Annotated in this window: 17 protein-coding genes; 8 read left to right on the top strand and 9 right to left on the bottom strand. The window is 59.4% G+C overall.

All coding sequences use genetic code 11. The features are described 5' to 3' along the window. Nucleotides 1–4: 4 nt before the first annotated feature. The 3 genes from AB4N48_RS19660 to AB4N48_RS19670 all read right to left on the bottom strand — a co-directional run bounded on the left by AB4N48_RS19660 (nt 5) and on the right by AB4N48_RS19670 (nt 3,389). Nucleotides 5–1,099 (bottom strand): amino acid ABC transporter permease, encoded by a 1,095-nt coding sequence (locus tag AB4N48_RS19660; protein WP_016771582.1) that lies wholly within the window; start codon nt 1,097–1,099, stop codon nt 5–7. 10 nt (nt 1,100–1,109) lie between these two features. Beyond that, nucleotides 1,110–2,291, bottom strand: a complete 1,182-nt coding sequence (locus AB4N48_RS19665) for an amino acid ABC transporter permease (RefSeq protein WP_041479500.1) — start codon at nt 2,289–2,291, stop codon at nt 1,110–1,112. Between the two features lie 66 nt (nt 2,292–2,357). After that, the gene (locus AB4N48_RS19670) at nt 2,358–3,389 is read right to left on the bottom strand and encodes an amino acid ABC transporter substrate-binding protein (protein WP_016771583.1); all 1,032 of its coding nucleotides are present in this window, start codon (nt 3,387–3,389) and stop codon (nt 2,358–2,360) included. Between the two features lie 468 nt (nt 3,390–3,857). On the opposite strand from AB4N48_RS19670, the gene AB4N48_RS19675 reads away from it, so the two are divergent. The 5 genes from AB4N48_RS19675 to AB4N48_RS19695 all read left to right on the top strand — a co-directional run bounded on the left by AB4N48_RS19675 (nt 3,858) and on the right by AB4N48_RS19695 (nt 9,139). Beyond that, on the top strand, nt 3,858–4,514 hold the full coding sequence (locus tag AB4N48_RS19675; protein ID WP_056783069.1) for an alpha/beta hydrolase: 657 nt from the start codon (nt 3,858–3,860) through the stop codon (nt 4,512–4,514). Between the two features lie 96 nt (nt 4,515–4,610). Further along, nucleotides 4,611–6,089: an ATP-dependent RNA helicase RhlB gene (gene rhlB, locus AB4N48_RS19680; RefSeq protein ID WP_056783067.1), complete on the top strand. Its 1,479-nt coding sequence runs from the start codon at nt 4,611–4,613 to the stop codon at nt 6,087–6,089. 117 nt (nt 6,090–6,206) lie between these two features. Next, entirely contained in the window at nt 6,207–7,151 is a 945-nt protein-coding gene (locus tag AB4N48_RS19685; protein ID WP_150742840.1) for an ornithine cyclodeaminase family protein, read from the top strand. A 149-nt stretch (nt 7,152–7,300) separates the two neighbouring features. Next, nucleotides 7,301–8,428, top strand: a complete 1,128-nt coding sequence (locus tag AB4N48_RS19690; protein WP_431078335.1) for an NAD(P)/FAD-dependent oxidoreductase — start codon at nt 7,301–7,303, stop codon at nt 8,426–8,428. 84 nt (nt 8,429–8,512) lie between these two features. After that, entirely contained in the window at nt 8,513–9,139 is a 627-nt protein-coding gene (locus AB4N48_RS19695; protein WP_016771588.1) for a helix-turn-helix transcriptional regulator, read from the top strand. A gap of 101 nt (nt 9,140–9,240) precedes the next feature. Here AB4N48_RS19695 and AB4N48_RS19700 read toward each other — a convergent pair whose 3' ends face one another. The 6 genes from AB4N48_RS19700 to AB4N48_RS19725 form a co-directional block, all read right to left on the bottom strand. Then, entirely contained in the window at nt 9,241–10,017 is a 777-nt protein-coding gene (locus AB4N48_RS19700; RefSeq protein WP_056783062.1) for an ABC transporter substrate-binding protein, read from the bottom strand. A gap of 262 nt (nt 10,018–10,279) precedes the next feature. Next, nucleotides 10,280–10,732: a molybdopterin synthase catalytic subunit MoaE gene (gene moaE / locus AB4N48_RS19705; RefSeq protein WP_016771590.1), complete on the bottom strand. Its 453-nt coding sequence runs from the start codon at nt 10,730–10,732 to the stop codon at nt 10,280–10,282. A 2-nt stretch (nt 10,733–10,734) separates the two neighbouring features. Continuing rightward, entirely contained in the window at nt 10,735–10,977 is a 243-nt protein-coding gene (locus AB4N48_RS19710) for a MoaD/ThiS family protein (protein WP_024011686.1), read from the bottom strand. After that, nucleotides 10,974–11,447, bottom strand: a complete 474-nt coding sequence (gene moaC, locus AB4N48_RS19715; protein WP_041479492.1) for a cyclic pyranopterin monophosphate synthase MoaC — start codon at nt 11,445–11,447, stop codon at nt 10,974–10,976. The genes AB4N48_RS19710 and moaC overlap by 4 nt, the downstream gene beginning before the upstream one ends. Nucleotides 11,448–11,687: 240 nt before the next feature. Next, nucleotides 11,688–13,082, bottom strand: a complete 1,395-nt coding sequence (locus tag AB4N48_RS19720) for a PhoH family protein (RefSeq protein ID WP_024011685.1) — start codon at nt 13,080–13,082, stop codon at nt 11,688–11,690. 338 nt (nt 13,083–13,420) lie between these two features. Further along, entirely contained in the window at nt 13,421–14,497 is a 1,077-nt protein-coding gene (locus tag AB4N48_RS19725) for a polysaccharide deacetylase family protein (RefSeq protein WP_460095571.1), read from the bottom strand. A gap of 363 nt (nt 14,498–14,860) precedes the next feature. Here AB4N48_RS19725 and yaaA point away from each other — a divergent pair, with 363 nt between their 5' ends. The 3 genes from yaaA to alg8 all read left to right on the top strand — a co-directional run bounded on the left by yaaA (nt 14,861) and on the right by alg8 (nt 19,327). Continuing rightward, entirely contained in the window at nt 14,861–15,640 is a 780-nt protein-coding gene (yaaA, locus tag AB4N48_RS19730) for a peroxide stress protein YaaA (RefSeq protein WP_150636190.1), read from the top strand. Between the two features lie 809 nt (nt 15,641–16,449). Next, nucleotides 16,450–17,766, top strand: coding sequence for a nucleotide sugar dehydrogenase (locus tag AB4N48_RS19735; RefSeq protein WP_016771595.1), 1,317 nt, complete (start codon nt 16,450–16,452; stop codon nt 17,764–17,766). Nucleotides 17,767–17,845: 79 nt separating this feature from the next. After that, nucleotides 17,846–19,327: a mannuronan synthase gene (gene alg8 / locus AB4N48_RS19740; RefSeq protein ID WP_162098720.1), complete on the top strand. Its 1,482-nt coding sequence runs from the start codon at nt 17,846–17,848 to the stop codon at nt 19,325–19,327. Nucleotides 19,328–19,354: the final 27 nt, after the last annotated feature.

The following is a 19,354-nucleotide window of genomic DNA, read 5'->3' on the forward strand; positions in this document are numbered from 1 at the left end:
ACTCCTAACGCTTGTGGCCAGTGTCGAGCTTGCGTTCCAGATGCATGGAATAGCGCGACATACCAAAACAGAAAATCCAGAACACCAGGGCGGCGAACACGTAGCCTTCGGTGGCCATGCCCAGCCATTTCGGGTCGGCAGCGGCTTGCTTGACGCTGTTGAGCAGGTCAAAGAGACCGATGATGATCACCAGGCTGGTGTCCTTGAACAGAGCAATGAACGTGTTGACGATGCCCGGGATCACCAGCTTCAGGGCTTGCGGCAGGATCACCAGGCCCATCGAACGCCAGTAACCGAGGCCCATCGCCGCAGCCGCTTCGTACTGCCCTTTGGGAATCGCTTGCAGACCGCCACGCACCACCTCGGCGACGTACGCCGACTGGAACAGGATCACGCCGATCAGCGCCCGCAGCAGCTTGTCGAAGTTCATGCCTTCGGGCAGGAACAGCGGCAGCATTACCGAGGACATGAACAGCACCGTGATCAACGGCACGCCGCGCCAGAACTCGATGAAGGTCACGCAGACCACACGAATCGCCGGCATGTTCGAACGTCGTCCCAGCGCCAGCACGATACCCAGCGGCAACGCCCCGGCGATGCCGACGGTGGCGATCACCAGGGTCAGCATCAGGCCGCCCCACTGGCTGGTCGGCACGGTGGTCATTCCGAAACCGCCATGCAGCAAAGTGAAGGCAATGATCGGGTACAGCACCAGGAAGCTCAGGCCGTACACCGCTTTACGCGGCACGCGCGAGATGAACAGCGGTGCTGCGCCAATGACCGCCAGCCACACGGTCAGATCAACGCGCCAGCGCAGCTCGGTCGGGTAGTAGCCGTACATGAACTGGCCGAAACGCTGCTGAATGAACACCCAGCAGGCGCCTTCCTTGGTGCAGTCGGCGCGGGTGGTGCCGACCCAGTTGGCATCGACGATCGCCCAGCTGAGGATCGGTGGCACGACGAGGTAGATCAGGTAGAACGCAAACAGCGTCAGCAGGGTGTTGAGCCAGCTGGAGAACATGTTCGCGCGCATCCACGCCACCACGCCGATGCTGCTGTTCGGTGGAGGCATGTCGGGTTTGAAAGTATGAGTACTCATGCGCTTTTCCTTACCGCTCGATCAGCGCAATGCGCTTGTTGTACCAGTTCATCAGCAGGGAAATGCTGATACTGATCGCCAGGTACACGCTCATGGTGATGGCAATCACTTCGATGGCCTGCCCGGTCTGGTTGAGCACGGTGCCAGCGAACAGCGAAACCATTTCCGGGTAACCGATACCGGCTGCCAGCGAGGAGTTCTTCGCCAGGTTGAGGTATTGGCTGGTCAGCGGCGGAATGATCACGCGCAGGGCTTGCGGGATGATCACCTTGCGCAGGGTCGGGCCGTTGCGCAGGCCAAGCGAACGCGCCGCTTCGGTCTGACCGTGGCTGACCGACTTGATCCCGGAACGCACGATCTCGGCGATAAACGCTGCGGTATACACAGTGAGCGCCAGGGTCAACGCCAGCAGTTCCGGGATCAGCACCCAGCCACCGACAAAGTTGAAGCCCTTGAGCTCGGGCATTTCCCAGTGCAACGGAGCGCCGAAGATCAGCGCGCACAAGGTCGGGATCACCAGCGCAATTGCCAGGCCGGTCCAGAACTTGTGGAACGGTACGCCGGTTTCTTCGAAACGCTTGTTGGCCCAGCGGCACATCAGCACGATGCCGACGATGGCCAGCACGATGCTGATCACGAACGCCCAGAAGCCGTCAGCGGCGAGTGCGGCCGGCATGTTCAGGCCACGGCTGCTGACGAAGAAGGTGTCGCCGAAGTTGTGGCTGTTGCGCGGCCCCGGCATGGTCAGGAACACCGCGAAGTACCAGAACAGGATCTGCAGCAGTGGCGGAATGTTGCGGAACACTTCCACATACACCGTCGCCAGTTTGGCGATGATCCAGTTCTGCGACAGCCGCGCCACGCCGACGATGAAACCGAGGATCGTCGCCAGGATCACGCCGATAAAGGTCACCAACAGGGTGTTGAGCAGGCCGATGACAAACACCCGCGCGTAGCTGTCCGCTTCGGTGTAGTCGATCAGGGTTTGAGCGATGCCGAACCCGGCACTGCGCTCCAGAAAGCTGAAACCGGAAGTGATACCCCGGTGCTGAAGGTTGGTTTGCGTGTTGTCGAACAGGTACCAGCCAAGCGAGATCACCGCCACAACGGTGATGATCTGGAATAGCCACGCACGCACTCGTGGATCGCTGAGGCTGAGCCTCTGCTTTGGTGCGCCGATAGAATTTTGCATGAAGTGCCCCGGAAGAAATGGAACAAGAACATCACCCGGCGGTTGGCCCGCCGGGCGATAGAACCATTAGCGCACTGGTGGTGCGTACTGAATGCCGCCGTTGTTCCACAGGGCGTTCAGGCCACGGTCGATTTCCAGCGGAGTGCTCTTGCCGAGGTTTTTCTCGAAGATTTCGCCGTAGTTGCCGACCTGCTTGACGATCTGCACAACCCAGTCTTTCGGCAGTTTCAGGTCTTTGCCGTATTCGCCGTCAGCACCGAGCATACGGGCCACGTCCGGGTTCTTGGTGGACTTGGCTTCAGCTTCGACGTTCTTCGAAGTGATGCCAGCTTCTTCAGCATTGAGCAGCGCGTAGCCGACCCAACGCACGATGGCCAGCCACTCGTCGTCGCCGTTACGTACGACCGGACCCAGTGGTTCTTTGGAAATGGTTTCCGGCAGAACCACGTAGTCCTTCGGCGAGGCCAGCTTGCTGCGCTGGGCGAACAGCTGGGACTTGTCGGAGGTCAGCACGTCGCAACGACCGGATTCCAGCGACTTGGCGCTTTCATCGGAGGTGTCGAAGGTGATCGGGGTGTATTTCAGACCGTTGCCACGGAAGTAGTCGGAAACGTTCAGCTCGGTGGTGGTACCGGCCTGGATGCAGATGGTAGCGCCGTCGAGCTCTTTGGCACTTTTCACGCCCAGCTTGTTGTTTACCAGGAAGCCGATGCCGTCGTAGTAGGTGATGAAGCCCGGGAATTTCAGGCCCATGCCCGCGTCACGGGAGCTGGTCATGGTGGTGTTGCGCGATAGGATGTCGATCTCGCCGGACTGCAGCGCGGTGAAGCGCTCCTTGGCGTTCAACTGGCTGAACTTGACCTTGTTGGCGTCGCCGAAAACGGCTGCGGCCACAGCGCGGCAGACGTCGGCGTCGATGCCGAGAATCTTGCCGGTCGCATCCGGTACCGAGAAGCCCGGCAGACCGTCGCTCACGCCACACTGCACGAAACCTTTTTTCTGTACCGCATCCAGGGTTGCACCCGCCTGAGCGAACCCGCTGACGCCGAGTACTGCTGCAGCAGTCACGACCGCCAGAGTGGATTTCAACATCTTCATTCAAACCTCCAGTTTTGCTCTTGTTGTGTCGGAGCTTGAGTCCAGTCGCACCCTTTTGAGGCGTTGTTGACCCGTGTTGGCTTTTTTTGGGGTCAACCGACGTAAGACCTTCGCTATGAGTCTAGTAGGAGAAAATCCACATCATGGATCACTCACTTCTCACCAATCGGCCGAACGGGCTGTAGCCCTTTCACGTTCGCTAAGCCCGTAGCGGCCATTGGCGAACATCCATCACCGGATTCGTTGCTATCCCATCACGCGACTGACACTGATAGTGTTACCGCCACGCGTAGGACGCTTCGTACGCAAACCTCCATAGCAAACGCCGTACCACACCGCTTGCGAAAGTGATTGCGCGACACGTCAATAGCTAAACTTGTAACCTTGCGACATCTTGTTAACGGATCAACCGGGCGCGCACTTCAATCACGCACTCAATGAGAGCGCCCGCACATTTTTGGAGCAGACATGACCGAGCCCTTGATTCTTCAGCCTGTTAAGCCCGCAGACGCCTGCGTGATCTGGCTGCACGGCCTCGGCGCCGACCGTTACGACTTCCTGCCGGTGGCCGAGGCGTTGCAGGAAAGCCTGCTGAGCACGCGTTTTGTGCTGCCGCAGGCGCCGACGCGTCCAGTGACGATAAATGGCGGATATGCCATGCCCAGCTGGTACGACATCAAGGCCATGAGCCCGGCCCGGGCGATCGACCGTGACCAGTTGGAAGCTTCGGCAGAGCGCATCATCGAACTGATCGAAGCCGAGCGCGCCAGCGGAATAGACGCCTCGCGGATTTTTCTCGCCGGGTTTTCCCAGGGCGGCGCGGTGGTATTGCACACCGCATTTCTGAAGTGGCAGGGGCCGTTGGGTGGGGTGCTGGCGTTGTCGACTTACGCACCGACATTCAGCGACGAACTGGAGTTATCCGCCAGCCAGCAGCGCATTCCGGTGCTCTCGCTGCACGGCCAGTTCGATAACGTGGTGCAGAACTCGATGGGCCGCAGTGCTTACGAGCATTTGAAGAAGCATGGTGTCACCGTGACATGGCAGGAATACCCAATGGAGCACGAAGTGTTACCTGAAGAGATTCGCGACATTGGTGTCTGGTTGAGCGAACGACTGCGCTGATTGTCGACCAATCCCTGCCCATTGATCCCTCCTACTACGCCGCGCCCGATTCTTGCATTACACTGGCCGGCGTACATTCCTTAACCAATTGATGAGATGACCGTGCTCAAAGCACTCAAGAAAATGTTCGGTAAAAGCGAGGCTGAGCAGCTCGCGCCAGTTCCCAGTGCGCCGTCGCACGCCCCCGGTCATCGCGCCGATGCCCCGCAGGCCGACCGCCCCGCTCCCGCAGCCGCACCGAAGCCCGAAGAAAAACCCGCTGCGGCCGCGCCAATGGCCGTAGAGCCTGCACCCGGCGAAGCGCCGAAACCGGCCAGACCGCGTCGCGAACCGAAGCCCAAGGCACCGGTCATTCCATGGAAACTCGAAGACTTCGTCGTCGAGCCACAGGAAGGCAAAACCCGCTTTCACGATTTCAAGCTTGCCCCGGAACTGATGCACGCCATTCAGGACCTGGGCTTTCCTTACTGCACGCCGATCCAGGCGCAGGTGCTGGGCTTCACCCTCGCCGGCAAAGACGCCATCGGCCGCGCGCAGACCGGCACCGGCAAGACCGCCGCGTTCCTCATCTCGATCATCACCCAGTTGCTGCAGACGCCGCCGCCGAAAGAGCGCTACATGGGCGAACCGCGCGCACTGATCATCGCGCCGACCCGCGAGCTGGTGGTGCAGATCGCCAAGGACGCCGCTGACCTGACCAAGTACACCGGCCTCAACGTCATGACGTTCGTCGGCGGTATGGATTTCGACAAACAGCTCAAGCACCTCGAAGCGCGGCATTGCGACATCCTCGTCGCTACGCCGGGCCGCTTGCTCGACTTCAACCAGCGCGGCGATGTGCACCTGGACATGGTCGAAGTGATGGTCCTGGACGAAGCTGACCGCATGCTCGACATGGGTTTCATCCCGCAGGTACGGCAGATCATTCGCCAGACCCCGCCGAAATCCGAGCGCCAGACCCTGCTGTTCTCCGCGACCTTCACCGAAGACGTGATGAATCTGGCCAAGCAATGGACCACCGACCCGGCGATTGTCGAAATCGAAATCACCAACGTTGCCAACGAGAACGTCGAGCAGCACATCTACGCCGTGGCCGCTGCCGACAAATACAAGCTGCTCTACAACCTGGTCAACGACAACGGTTGGGAGCGAGTCATCGTGTTTGCCAACCGCAAGGACGAAGTACGCCGCATCGAAGAACGCCTGGTGCGTGACGGCATCAACGCCGCGCAACTCTCCGGTGATGTGCCGCAGCACAAGCGCATCAAGACTCTGGAAGGTTTCCGCGAAGGCAAGATCCGCGTGCTGGTAGCCACCGATGTCGCCGGTCGCGGCATCCACATCGACGGCATCAGCCACGTGATCAACTTCACCCTGCCGGAAGTCCCGGACGATTACGTGCACCGCATTGGCCGTACCGGTCGTGCTGGCGCCGATGGCGTGTCGATCAGCTTTGCCGGCGAGGACGACTCTTACCAGTTGCCGTCGATCGAAGAAAAGCTTGGTCGCAAGATCAGCTGTGAAACCCCGCCGACGCATCTGCTGCGTGCGGTTGAGCGCAAGCGTCCGCAGTAAGCGCCACGAAATGAAAAAGCGCAGCCGGCAACGGACTGCGCTTTTTTTATGCCCGATGGTTGCTCGCCAGAACTAAAAGTCCATAATGGAAAAATAAGTTTAGTTTCGGAGCGCGAAATGTCCAGTACGCCCTATGTGATCGATCAAGCCCAGGCCCATGAGCTATTGGCGCGTATCGATGTTCCGCAAATCCTGCACAAGCTGTTCCGCGATCTGGCGGCCGGGAACGCCGTGCAGCCGGCGCAGCAATGGGTCGAGTTTCCGCAGGGTGCCGGCGACTTCATCAACTACTTGGGTGTACTGGCCGAGGACGGCGTGTACGGAGTGAAGACTTCGCCGTACATCGTCCGTGAGCAGGGAGCGCTGGTGACGGCATGGACCCTGCTGATGTCGATGAAAACCGGCCAGCCGCTGCTGCTCTGTGATGCCGGCGAACTGACCACCGCGCGCACCGCCGCGACCACGGCCGTGGCGGTCGACGCCCTCGCCCCGTTGAATGCCCAGCGACTGGCGATCATCGGCAGCGGCAAGGTTGCTCAAGCGCATCTGCATTACGCCAAAGCGCTGCGCGACTGGAAGAGCATCAGCCTGTATTCGCCGTCGCTGCTGGAAGATGCGCAAACACAGGCCGAGTTGAAGTGCATTGTGCCGTCAGTGAAGATTGCCGACAGCCTTGAGACCGTCACCGCCGATGCGGATGTGATCATGCTCTGCACCTCGTCGGCCGGGCCGGTGATTGATCCTGCAACGTTAAGCAAACCGGCGCTGATCACCTCGATCAGCACCAACGCCCCCCGCGCCCATGAAGTACCGCCGCAAAGTCTCAACGACATGCAGGTGTTCTGCGACTATCGTCTGACCACGCCGGGTTCGGCAGGTGAGATGCTGATTGCCGCCGAGCAGCATGGCTGGAACAAGGATTCGATTGTCGGCGACCTCGCCGACTTGCTCAGCGAAAAAGTGCAGCGCCCGGGTTACGACCGTCACGTGTTCTTCCGTTCAATCGGCTTGGGCCTGGAAGACATTGCCCTCGCCAATGCGGTTTATCACTTAACCCACTAACGCCAAAAATCCCCTGTGGGAGCGAGCCTGCTCGCGAATGCGGTCTGACATTCAGCGAAGATGTCGACAATACACCGCTTTCGCGAGCAGGCTCGCTCCCACAAGGGACTAGCGAACGCCTTGATATTGCGTACCCACTGGAGACCTACATGAGCCACGCAGATTTCATCATCATCGGCGGCGGGATTGCCGGCGCTTCCACCGGGTTCTGGCTGGCGCCGCACGGCAAAGTGATCGTGCTCGAGCGTGAAACCCATCCCGGCTATCACTCCACCGGTCGCTCCGCCGCGCTGTACACCGCCGCCTACGGCACCGCACAGGTCCGCGCACTGACTCAGGCGAGCCGCGCGTTTTTCGACAGTCCTCCGAGCGGCTTTTGCGAGCACCCGCTGCTGACTCCGCGCGGCGAAATGACCGTCGACTTCATCGGTGATCCCGCCGAACTGAACAATCAATACCTCAGCGCCAAAGCCACCGTGCCGCAGATGCAACTGCTCAGCGCCGACGAAGCCTGCGCGCGTCTGCCGATCCTGCGCCGGGAAAAAGTCCACGGCGCGATCTACGACCCATCGGCCTGCGACATCGACACCGACGCGCTGCATCAAGGCTACCTGCGCGGCATCCGGCGCAACCACGGCGAAGTGCGCACCGATTGCGAAGTGCTCGGCTTGAGCCGCGATGCCGATGGCCTGTGGATCGTGCAGACCAATGGCGAGACGTTCAGCGCACCGGTGATCATCAACGCCGCCGGTGCGTGGGCCGACAAGATCGCTGCCCTGGCCGGTGCGCAGCCGCTGGGGCTGCAAGCGAAACGCCGCGCCGCATTTATCTTTGCCGGCCCGGAAGGCGTGGACACTCATCATTGGCCAATGCTGGTCAGCCTCGACGAATCCTTCTACATGAAGCCCGACGCCGGCATGTTCCTCGGCTCGCCGGCTAACGCCGATCCGGTCGAACCACACGATGTGCAGCCGGAAGAACTCGACATCGCCATGGGCATCTATCAGATCGAAGAAGCCACCACGCTGACCATCCGCCGTCCGACCCGCACCTGGGCCGGTCTGCGCAGTTTCGTTGCCGACGGTGATTTGCTCAGCGGCTTTGATCCGCAGGTGCCAGGGCTGTTCTGGGTCGCCGCGCAGGGCGGTTACGGCATTCAGACGTCGCCGGCGATGGGCCAGGCCAGTGCGGCGCTGGTGCGCGGCGAGCCATTCCCCGAGCACCTGCATCAATTCGGCCTGGACAGCGCCATGCTCTCCCCGGCCCGACTGGCTTGATCACATCGACTCGTCGAAAAGATTGCGGCACACTCGCAGCGCCCCGGCACAAGGGGCGCTGACGCTGCCTGGAGCTCCACTGTCATGACTGCCCCCGAATTCGACCCGGCGCTGGATAACTTCCGCGCCATCGCCGACGCCATCGCCACGCTCTTCTTTCCCCATGCCGAGGTGGTGCTGCACGACCTGCGTACGCAGAAGGTCGACTACATCGCCAACAACCTGTCCAAGCGCGAGATCGGCGACGACTCGTCACTCGAAGACATGCTCAGCGAGGATGTCAGCGACAGGAACATCGGCCCGTACGAAAAGCTCAACTGGGACGGTCAGAAAATTCGCAGCCTGAGCACCGTGCTGCGTGACAGCGAAAGTCGGCCGCTGGCGGTGCTGTGCATCAATCTGAATATTTCCCTGTTCGAGAACGCCAAAGCGGCGCTGGACCTGTTTCTCTCGCCGAGCAAGCTGATTCCGCAGCCGGACTCGCTGTTCCGTGATGACTGGCAGGAACGCATCAACACCTTCCTCCACGCCTGGTTGCGCGAGCGGCAGTTGAGCCTGAACCTGCTGACCCGCGATCACAAACGCGAACTGGTGCTGGCGCTGCACGCCGAGGGCGCGTTCAAGGGCAAGAGCGCCTCGAACTACGTGGCCAATGTGCTGAACATGGGGCGGGCGACGGTGTACAAACATTTGAAGGAATTGAAGGGCTGAAGATTTGCATCGCTAGCGCTGGCCTCTTCGCGAGCAGGCTCGCTCCCACATTTGGAATGCGTTACCCCTGTGGGAGCGAGCCTGCTCGCGAAAGCGCTTGATCAATCGCCGTAGATATCGGTCTTGAAATACTTCTCGGAAATCTTCTGATACTCGCCATTCGCGCGAATCCCGTCGATGGCGCTGTTCAACTGGCTGACCAGTTCACCGTTGCCCTTGCGCACGGCAATCCCCGCACCCTCGCCGACGTACTTCGGATCCTTCAGCTCCGGCCCGACAAACTCATAACCCTTGCCACGCGGCATCGACAGAAAGTCATTGAGCGGGATGGTGTCGGCGAAAATCGCATCGAGGCGCCCCGCCGCCAGGTCCATGTAGATTTCTTCGTTGTTGCTGTAGCGCTTGACGTTGATGCCCTTGGGTTCGAACACCTCGGTGGCATAACGATCGGTGGTGGTCGCGCGCTGCACGCCGACGTTCTTACCTTTGAGGCTGGCGTACTGATCATCCACCGTCGCGCCTTCCTTCATGACCAGACGCGAAGAAGTGAAATAGTACTTGTGGCTGAAATCCACCGACTTCTTGCGATCTTCGTTGATGGTCATCGACGACAGCGCCATGTCGATCTTCTTCACTTTCAGCGAAGGAATCAGCCCGTCGAACTCACCTTCGACCCACACGCACTTGACCTTCATCTGCGCACAAAGGGCATTGCCGATGTCGTAGTCGAAGCCGACGATTTCACCTTTGTCGGTTTTCGACGCGAATGGCGGATAGGCCGCTTCGATGCCTATACGCAGGGTTTTCTCGGCGGCGAAGACGCTGGAGCAGGCCAGCAGACTGAGAGCCAGACCGGTGATGAGGGGAAGTTTCTTCATGTTCGTTCTCTCGCGGGTTGTTGTTGGTTTGGCGAAGAAGAGCAGCTACAAGCGGCAAGCTGATAGCTGCAAGACAGAAGCTTTTTTGTACTTGGAAATCCATACTGGACTCTCAGGTACAAATCGTCAATCGGGTAGAGAGGGAAGGATTTTCGGTGTCACAGATGACGCCTTCGCGAGCAGGCTCGCTCCCACAGGGGAACGCTTTCCAATTGTGGGAGCGAGCCTGCTCGCGAAGACTGACCGGAGGGCGCTACAGAAACTACTTCTTCCAGCGATCCGCAGCCGCATGATCACTGTCACGCCCTTCGACCCAACGCGGGCCGTCACTGGTGTTTTCTTTTTTCCAGAACGGCGCGCGGGTTTTCAGGTAGTCCATGACGAAGGCGCAGGCGTCGAACGCGGCCTGGCGATGGGCGCTGGCGGCACCGACGAATACGATCGGCTCGCCCGGTTCCAGCGCGCCGATGCGGTGCAGCACTTCCAGTTTCAACAGCGGCCAGCGCTGCTCGGCTTCGACAGCGATCTTGCCGAGAGCCTTTTCGGTCATGCCCGGATAGTGTTCGAGGAACATCCCGGCCACGTCGAGCCCGTCGTTGAAGTCGCGCACATAACCGACAAAGCTCACCACCGCGCCCACACCGACATTGGCCGCGTGCATCGCATTGACTTCAGCGCCCGGATCGAACGGCGTGGCCTGCACGCGAATCGCCATGTTCAGCCTCCGGTCACGGTGGGGAAAAACGCCACTTCATCACCATCGACAACTGGCTCGTCGAGCTGGCAGAGGTCTTCGTTGCGTGCGCACATCAGGTTTTGCTCGCTCAGCACTTCGGCGCCATCACGTTCTGCCAACAGTGCCCGAACGTCATCGACGGTGGCGAAATCGCCTTCAACCGCAACCGAATCCACGCCCAACGCTTCACGGTAACGGGCAAAAAACTTCACGGTCAGTTTCATGGCTGCTCCGCCTGGAAGTGGCCGCTCTTGCCGCCGACTTTCTCCAGCAGACGCACGCTTTCGATGGTCATGCCCCGGTCGACGGCTTTGCACATGTCGTAAATGGTCAGGGCGGCGACGCTGGCGGCGGTCAGCGCTTCCATCTCGACGCCGGTCTGCCCGGACAGCTTGCAGCGGGCGACGATACGCACGCTGTCATCGCCTTCGGCGCTGAGTTCGACTTTGACGCCGGTGAGCATCAGCGGGTGGCACAGGGGAATCAGATCGCTGGTCTTCTTCGCCGCCTGAATTCCGGCAATGCGCGCCACGGCGAACACATCACCCTTGGGATGACCGCCGCTGACGATCATCTGCAAGGTTGCGGGGAGCATGCGCACCAGCGCTTGAGCGGTCGCTTCACGGAACGTCACGGCTTTTTCAGTGACGTCGACCATGTTGGCGCGACCTTGGGAATCGAGATGAGTCAGCACGGGATTACTCCTGATCAGGAGCGTGGATTGTAAACCTGTGGGTCAGATATCCGCATCACTGATTATGAAATCACCGTTGCCCCCTGTGGGAGCGAGCCTGCTCGCGAAAGCGGATTCAGATTCACTATAGATGTCGACTGATACACCGCATTCGCGAGCAGGCTCGCTCCCACAGGAGATATGCATTTATCCATAAAAAAACCGGGCGGCTTTAAGGGCCGCCCGGTTCTGGGTGAAAGGTTACAGATGCGATTCGGCGTATTCGGCCAGGATCGAGCGAGGCACCCCTTGCAGGGTGATGTGCACACCGTTGGGGAAGTCCTTGAAACGTTCGGTCAGGTAGGTCAGCCCGGAGCTGGTCGCGGACAGGTAAGGGGTGTCGATCTGCGCCAGGTTGCCCAGGCACACCACTTTGGAACCGGCGCCGGCACGGGTGATGATGGTTTTCATCTGGTGCGGCGTGAGGTTCTGGCATTCGTCGATCAGGATCAGGCTCTGCTGGAAGCTGCGACCGCGAATGTAGTTGAGCGATTTGAACTGCAACGGCACTTTGCTGAGGATGTAGTCGACGCTGCCATGGGTGTTTTCGTCATCCATGTGCAAGGCTTCGAGGTTGTCGGTGATGGCGCCCAGCCAAGGCTCCATTTTTTCCGCTTCGGTGCCGGGCAGGAAGCCGATTTCCTGGTCCAGACCCTGCACGCTGCGGGTGGCGATGATGCGGCGATAACGTTTGCTGACCATGGTCTGCTCGATGGCAGCGGCCAGCGCCAGAATGGTTTTACCGGAACCGGCGGCGCCGGACAGGTTGACCAGATGAATGTCCGGGTCAAGCAACGCGTACAGCGCCAGACTCTGATAGATGTCGCGCGGCTTCAGGCCCCAGGCCTCCTGATGCAGCAGTGGCTCCTGGTGCAGGTCGAGGATCAGCAGGCGGTCTTCCTGGATTTCCTTGATCCAGCCGACAAAGCCCTGCTCGTCGATGATGAACTCGTTGATGTGCACGGCCGGCAGGTTGTCGATCAGTTGTACCTGATGCCAGGTGCGGCCGTGGTCCTGACGGGTTTCGACCTTGCTCACGCGGTCCCAGAAGGAGCCGGTCATGTTGTGGTAGCCGTTGGGCAGCAGGGACACGTCATCGACCAATTGGTCGGTGCTGTAGTCCTCGGCGTCGATCCCACAGGCGCGCGCCTTGAGGCGCATGTTGATGTCTTTGGTGACCAGCACCACCGGTTTTTGCGGATCGCGGGTATGCAGATCAATCAGTTGGTTGATGATTTTGTTGTCGTTCAGATGCTCGGGCAGAATCAGGTTCGACTCGGCCTGCTTGCTCATCAGAATTGACAGCAAGCCCTTCGGCCCGCCCTTGCCACGCTGGATCGGCACGCCCAGCTCAACGTCTTCAGGGGACGCATCGCCCAGGGTCTTGTCGATCAGGCGGATCGCCTGGCGGCATTCGGCGGCCACGCTGTGATGGCCGCTCTTGAGCTTGTCCAGCTCTTCCAGCACGGTCATCGGGATGGCGACGTGGTGTTCTTCGAAATTGAGCAGGGCATTTGGATCGTGAATCAATACGTTGGTATCGAGTACATACAGGATTGGCTGGTTGGAGGAAGGGCTGCGTCCGTGATCATCCATACTCGGTCACCTTTGTGGGAGCCATTCGACGCAATACCGTGACAGTGCTGCGCCTCGAGGTGACTGCCGAATTCATCCACGAGGGCCTGGATGAACTGCACACAATAGGAGTCTGGGAAGACGCCACCTGTGTCGCAGGTTTCGGCGGTCTGTCTTCGTAATACTCCAAAACCGATGACATAAAAAAGCACTTTGACGGTTTTTTTAAGTTTATTTTGCAGAGTGACGAAAAGCCCTTGGCGGACTCCCCGTACCCCGCTAAAGTCGGAAGTCCGCCTGCATCGAATTCCTCCTGAAAATCACCCCATGTCCAATGTTTACGGGCTTTTTCTCATTTCTCAACGAAACGCGTCCTGACAGTCTTCCCAGACGATGCCGCTCTGCGCAGTCTGGGTGATCAGCCACGGCAGGGACGTCTTCACCGCATCCTGTTTCATGTTGAAATTGATCACCCCGTGGCGCCACAGCAGCATCAGGGTCAGCACCCGCTGCGCGCTCGCCGGGCCTTTGAGTTTGCCGGCACCGTCCTGGGCATCGATGTCCCACAGCGCCACTTGCAGGCCCTGGCTGTTGAAGAAACCTTGTGCGTCACTGCGGCGCTGGCCATCCGGCGGACGGAACAGCGGCACGTAGTTTTCCGGCAGTTTGTTCTTCACCAGATCGGCGCTGCGCCGCACCGAATCCTGCCAGTCCTGCCAATGGCTGTGGGAGCGGAACTCCCAGCCCTGCACGCCAACGCACTGCCGGGAGAAACTCGCCTGCAGGCTGCTGACCGAACGGCCAGCGAGTCGCGCCTGAATATCCTTGCCCAGTACAAAGAATGTCCCGCTCAGATTAGATTTTCGCAGGTATTCGGTCAGCCAGTCGGTGTTGTCCGGTTGCACGTTGGCGGCGCTGTCGAAGGTCAGCAGAAACAGCCGGTCGTGCATGTCGTCGCCGTTGCGCTCGTAGTCGCCGAAACGATCGAATTCGTTACTGGTTTGCGGTGACAGCGCGGCCTTGCGCATCAGCTCGTCGAGGTACTGCAAATGGAAGATCCGGCTCGGCTCGGCCCATTTGGTGTAATAGCTGTCGTCGCTGACGACGAACTTGGCCGCCTGCTCGCGCAGGGTCGGCAGGTCTTCGACGAGGAAGCAGAACGAGGCGTCCTGATCGCAGCTTTGCTGGGCGTGGTTGTAGTTGGCGAGCAAGCGCTGCCAGAGGCGCTGGCGCAGCTGATTGACCGCATCGATATTGACCGTGCGCAGGCCCAGGCGCTGGGCCAGTGCCGCCTCGTCGATGGACTCGGTGCCGAGCAGGCCGCGAGCGAACATGAGGATTTCCGCCCGCGACGCGACGTCGAACAGGGTCGGGTTGCTGAGCTGCTCCGGCCAGGTCGTGCGATCCAGCGTTGCCGCATCGCCGGGCGCCGCCATGGCGCCGAAGCTCAGCAGCCACGCGGTGAATAAAAGAACAATGCGCAAAGGGATGTCTCCATAACAAAACCCGCGCGGCACTATAGCTGATCCTGTCCTATTCCCCTCAGCCATGGATGATCGTTCCCACGCTCTGCGTGGTAACGCCTCCCCGGACGCTCCGCGTCCGACGACTGTGACGCAGAGCGTCACGGGCTGCATTCCCACGCGGAGCGTGGGAACGATCATGTGAATCCGCTTTCGCGAGCAGGCTCGCTCCTACAAGGGGTTTGAGTTAAGCCGTCGATCACCTATGGGCTTGATAGCTGGAGTCAACAAGGACAACCCCCTAGAATCGCCCCCACGATTAAAGGAGACGACTTCATGCTGATGGTGATTTCCCCCGCCAAGACCCTCGACTACGAAACACCGCCGGCGACCCAGCGCTTTACCCAGCCGCAGTACCTCGACCATTCCCAGGAATTGATCCAGCAGTTGCGCGAGCTGAGTCCGGCGCAGATCAGCGAGTTGATGCACGTGTCCGACAAGATCGGTGGCCTCAACGCCGCGCGTTTCGGCAGCTGGACACCCGCCTTCACCCCGGAAAACGCCAAGCAGGCCCTGCTCGCCTTCAAGGGTGACGTGTATACCGGCCTCGACGCTCAGTCCTTCAGCGAGGCGCAATTCGACTACGCGCAAAAGCACTTGCGCATGCTCTCCGGCCTTTATGGCCTGCTGCGGCCGCTGGACCTGATGCAACCCTATCGCCTGGAAATGGGCACCAAACTGGCCAACGGCCGTGGCAAGGATCTGTATGCGTTCTGGGGTACGCGCATCAGCGAGTGGCTGAATGAAGCGCTGGCCGATCAGGGCGATGACGTACTGCTCAACCTTGCATCCAACGAATACTTTTCTGCGGTCAAGCGCAGCGCGTTGAAGGCGCGGATCATCAATACCGAGTTCAAGGATCAGAAGAACGGCCAGTACAAGATCATCAGTTTCTACGCGAAGAAAGCGCGCGGCCTGATGAGCCGTTTTGTGATCCAGGAACGCATCAACGACCCGGCTCAGCTCAAGCAATTCGATGTACAGGGTTATCGCTACAGCGCCGAACAATCGAAACCTGACAATCTGGTGTTTTTGCGCGACCACGCCCCGGAATAAAGCATGCCCTTTGCACGACTCTTTTCCTCCAGAGTCGTGCAGTCCGCCCGAAGTCAAAATTCCCCCGCTGCATATCGCCAAATTCATGGCGCCAATAAAACCACACACTCTTTTCTAATTTTAGTCTCACTCGACACTGAAGTTTTTTTTCAGTAGTGGCACTTAAATTTTTTACCCGTAGTGGCACAAAACTATCGCCCCCGGTTTCGCCCCGATAACTAAAGGGCGAAATCGTTAGTGCTATCAGTTTGCACCCAGTGCCATCTTCATCAATATTTCAAAAAATTTCGGCTGGCACGATGAGCGGGCTGGAACTATGTCCAAATGCGTTGCTCATACCACCGGTAACGATTCTCGCCGAGTTTGTACGAGATAACTTACGCAGAGCTGATAGCCATGTAACCAAGTTGTCACAGCAACTTGCCTGAGTGACTAACTAGTCTCAAAACAATCGAAGGACAGGAGATACGCACCATTAATATCCCCTACAAAGGCCAAGGCCGCGCCCCTATAAACGTGCTCGCCTGAGCACCTAACTGCTTGATTTACCGGCCCCCTACCGGACGTCGAGCAGGCTACACGACTGCACTAGAGTCTTCCCGCACGGAAGATCGGCTGCATAACAGGGCAAGTCATAACAACAAGGCCTAGTTGCGCACATCTTGAGTGCACTTATTAGACACTCGGAACTTTGTATGCCTGCACACGGCATTGTGGCGCCTGTAAGCCGCACTTCCGAGTGCACTAGTGACCGCTGAACACCATTAACTCCGGCCTTCTAAGGCCTGATATATACAGAGGTAATTGCGATGCGCATCAGCATATTTGGTTTGGGTTACGTTGGCGCAGTATGTGCCGGTTGCCTGTCTGCACGGGGCCATGACGTAGTTGGCGTCGATGTTGCCAAAGACAAGATCGACATGATTAACGCCGGCAAATCGCCGATCGTTGAACCGGGCCTGGGTGAACTGTTGCAACAGGGTATCCAGACCGGTCGTCTACGCGGCACGACCAACTTCGCCGAGGCGATTCGTGATACCGACCTGTCGATGATCTGCGTCGGCACGCCAAGCAAAAAGAACGGCGACCTGGAACTGAACTACATCGAGGCCGTGTGCCGCGAGATCGGTTTTGTCCTGCGCGAAAAAACCACCCGCCACACCATCGTCGTGCGCAGCACCGTGCTGCCAGGCACCGTGGCCAACGTGGTCATCCCGATTCTGGAAGACTGCTCGGGCAAGAAAGCCGGCGTCGATTTCGGCGTTGCGGTCAACCCGGAATTCCTCCGCGAATCCACCGCCATCGCTGACTACGATCAGCCACCGATGACCGTTATCGGCGAGTTCGATACCGCCTCGGGCGACGTTCTGCAATCGCTGTACGAAGAACTCGACGCCCCGATCATCCGCAAGGACATCGCCGTTGCCGAGATGATCAAGTACACCTGCAATGTCTGGCACGCGACCAAAGTGACCTTCGCCAACGAGATCGGCAACATCGCCAAAGCCGTCGGCGTCGATGGTCGTGAAGTGATGGAAGTGGTCTGCCAGGACAAGACCCTGAACCTGTCCCAGTACTACATGCGTCCGGGCTTCGCCTTCGGCGGTTCGTGCCTGCCCAAAGACGTACGTGCGCTGACCTACCGCGCCGGTTCCCTGGACGTCGAAGCACCGCTGCTCAACTCGCTGATGCGCAGTAACGAATCGCAAGTGCAGAACGCTTTCGACATCGTTGAAAGCCATGAAAAACGCAAAGTCGCCCTGCTCGGTCTGAGCTTCAAGGCCGGCACCGACGACCTGCGCGAAAGCCCGCTGGTCGAACTGGCGGAAATGCTGATCGGCAAGGGTTACGACCTGAGCATCTACGACAGCAACGTCGAATACGCCCGTGTCCACGGTGCGAACAAGGACTACATCGAATCGAAGATTCCGCACGTATCGTCCCTGCTCAACTCCGACTTCGACTCGGTGATCGACAACTCCGACGTGATCATCCTCGGCAACCGCGACGAGAAATTCCGTTCGCTGGCCCAGGAAGCGCCGCAGGGCAAGCAAGTCATCGACCTGGTGGGCTTCATGTCCAAGGCCACCAGCGCCGGTAGCCGCACCGAAGGCATTTGCTGGTAAGGCAAGCCTCAAGCTTCAAGCCGCAAGCAAAAGCAACACGCTTGCGGCTTGAAGCCTCCATCACCTTCGGATGACGGTTATGACCAAGCTCAAACATTTTTTTCTGCAATCAGCCGGCTGGCTTTTTTATCTCAGTCTGCTGATGGGCCTGGCCTTGATGCTGCCCACGTCCACATTCGACTCCGAGTCGAAGGACTTCATTTTCCTGATTGGCGCCGTGGGTATCTGGCGCTACTCGATGGGTGCAACGCACTTTGTGCGCGGCATGATTTTTCTCTACATCGTTTACCCGCACCTGCGTCGCAAAGTACGCAAGCTGGGTAAAGCGGCCGATCCGTCGCATGTGTTTCTGATGGTCACCAGCTTTCGTATTGACGCGCTGACAACCGCGCAGGTCTACAGCTCGGTGATCCGCGAAGCCATCGACTGCGAACTGCCGACCACCATTGTCTGCTCGATCGTGGAAATGTCCGACGAGCTGCTGGTCAAGGCGCTGTGGGCACGGATGAATCCGCCGGAGCGGGTCAAGCTCGACTTCGTGCGCATTCCCGGCACCGGCAAGCGCGATGGTCTGGCCTTCGGTTTCCGTGCGATCTCCCGTCACCTGCCGGACGACCGTGCCGTGGTGGCCGTGATCGACGGCGACACCGTGCTCGGCGAAGGCGTCGTGCGCAAGACCGTGCCGTGGTTCCAGCTGTTCGGCAATGTCGGCGGCCTGACCACCAACGAGTTCTGCGAAGTGCGCGGCGGCTACATCATGAGCGAATGGCACAAGCTGCGTTTCGCCCAGCGCCACATCAACATGTGCTCGATGGCCCTGTCCAAGCGCGTACTGACCATGACCGGTCGGATGTCGGTTTTCAAAGCCTCCGTGGTGACCAATCCGGAGTTCATCGCCGACGTTGAAAGCGACTCGCTGCAACACTGGCGTCTGGGCCGCTTCAAGTTCCTGACCGGTGACGACAAGTCGAGCTGGTTCAGCCTGATGCGCCTGGGTTACGACACCTTCTACGTGCCGGACGCCGCGATCAACACCGTTGAGCATCCGCCGGAAAAGAGCTTCATCAAGGCCAGCCGCAAGCTGATGTTCCGCTGGTACGGCAACAACCTGCGCCAGAACTCGCGAGCACTGGGCCTGGGTATCCGCCGCCTCGGCGCGTTCACCTCGGTGGTGCTGTTCGACCAGCGCGTGTCGATGTGGACCTCGCTGCTCGGCCTGACCGTCGCACTGATCGCCAGCTTCAAGTACGGCACCGCGTTCATCCTCGTGTACCTGCTGTGGATCGGTATCACCCGCCTGATCCTGACGCTGTTGCTGTCGTGTTCCGGTCACCGCATCGGCCCTGCTTACCCGGCGATTCTGTATTACAACCAGATCGTTGGCGCCCTGGTGAAGATCTACGTGTTCTTCCGCCTCGACCAACAATCCTGGACTCGCCAGCCCACATCCCTGACCCGTGATCTCGCCAGCTTTCAACGTTGGTTCAACACCTGGTCGTCTCGGACCATGACCTTCTCCGCCGGCAGCATTTTTGTCGCCGTGCTGCTGATGATGGTCTGACCCGCTCCTATTGAATTAACAAGGAAA

It is taken from the genome of Pseudomonas sp. S2_C11 (assembly GCF_054668395.1).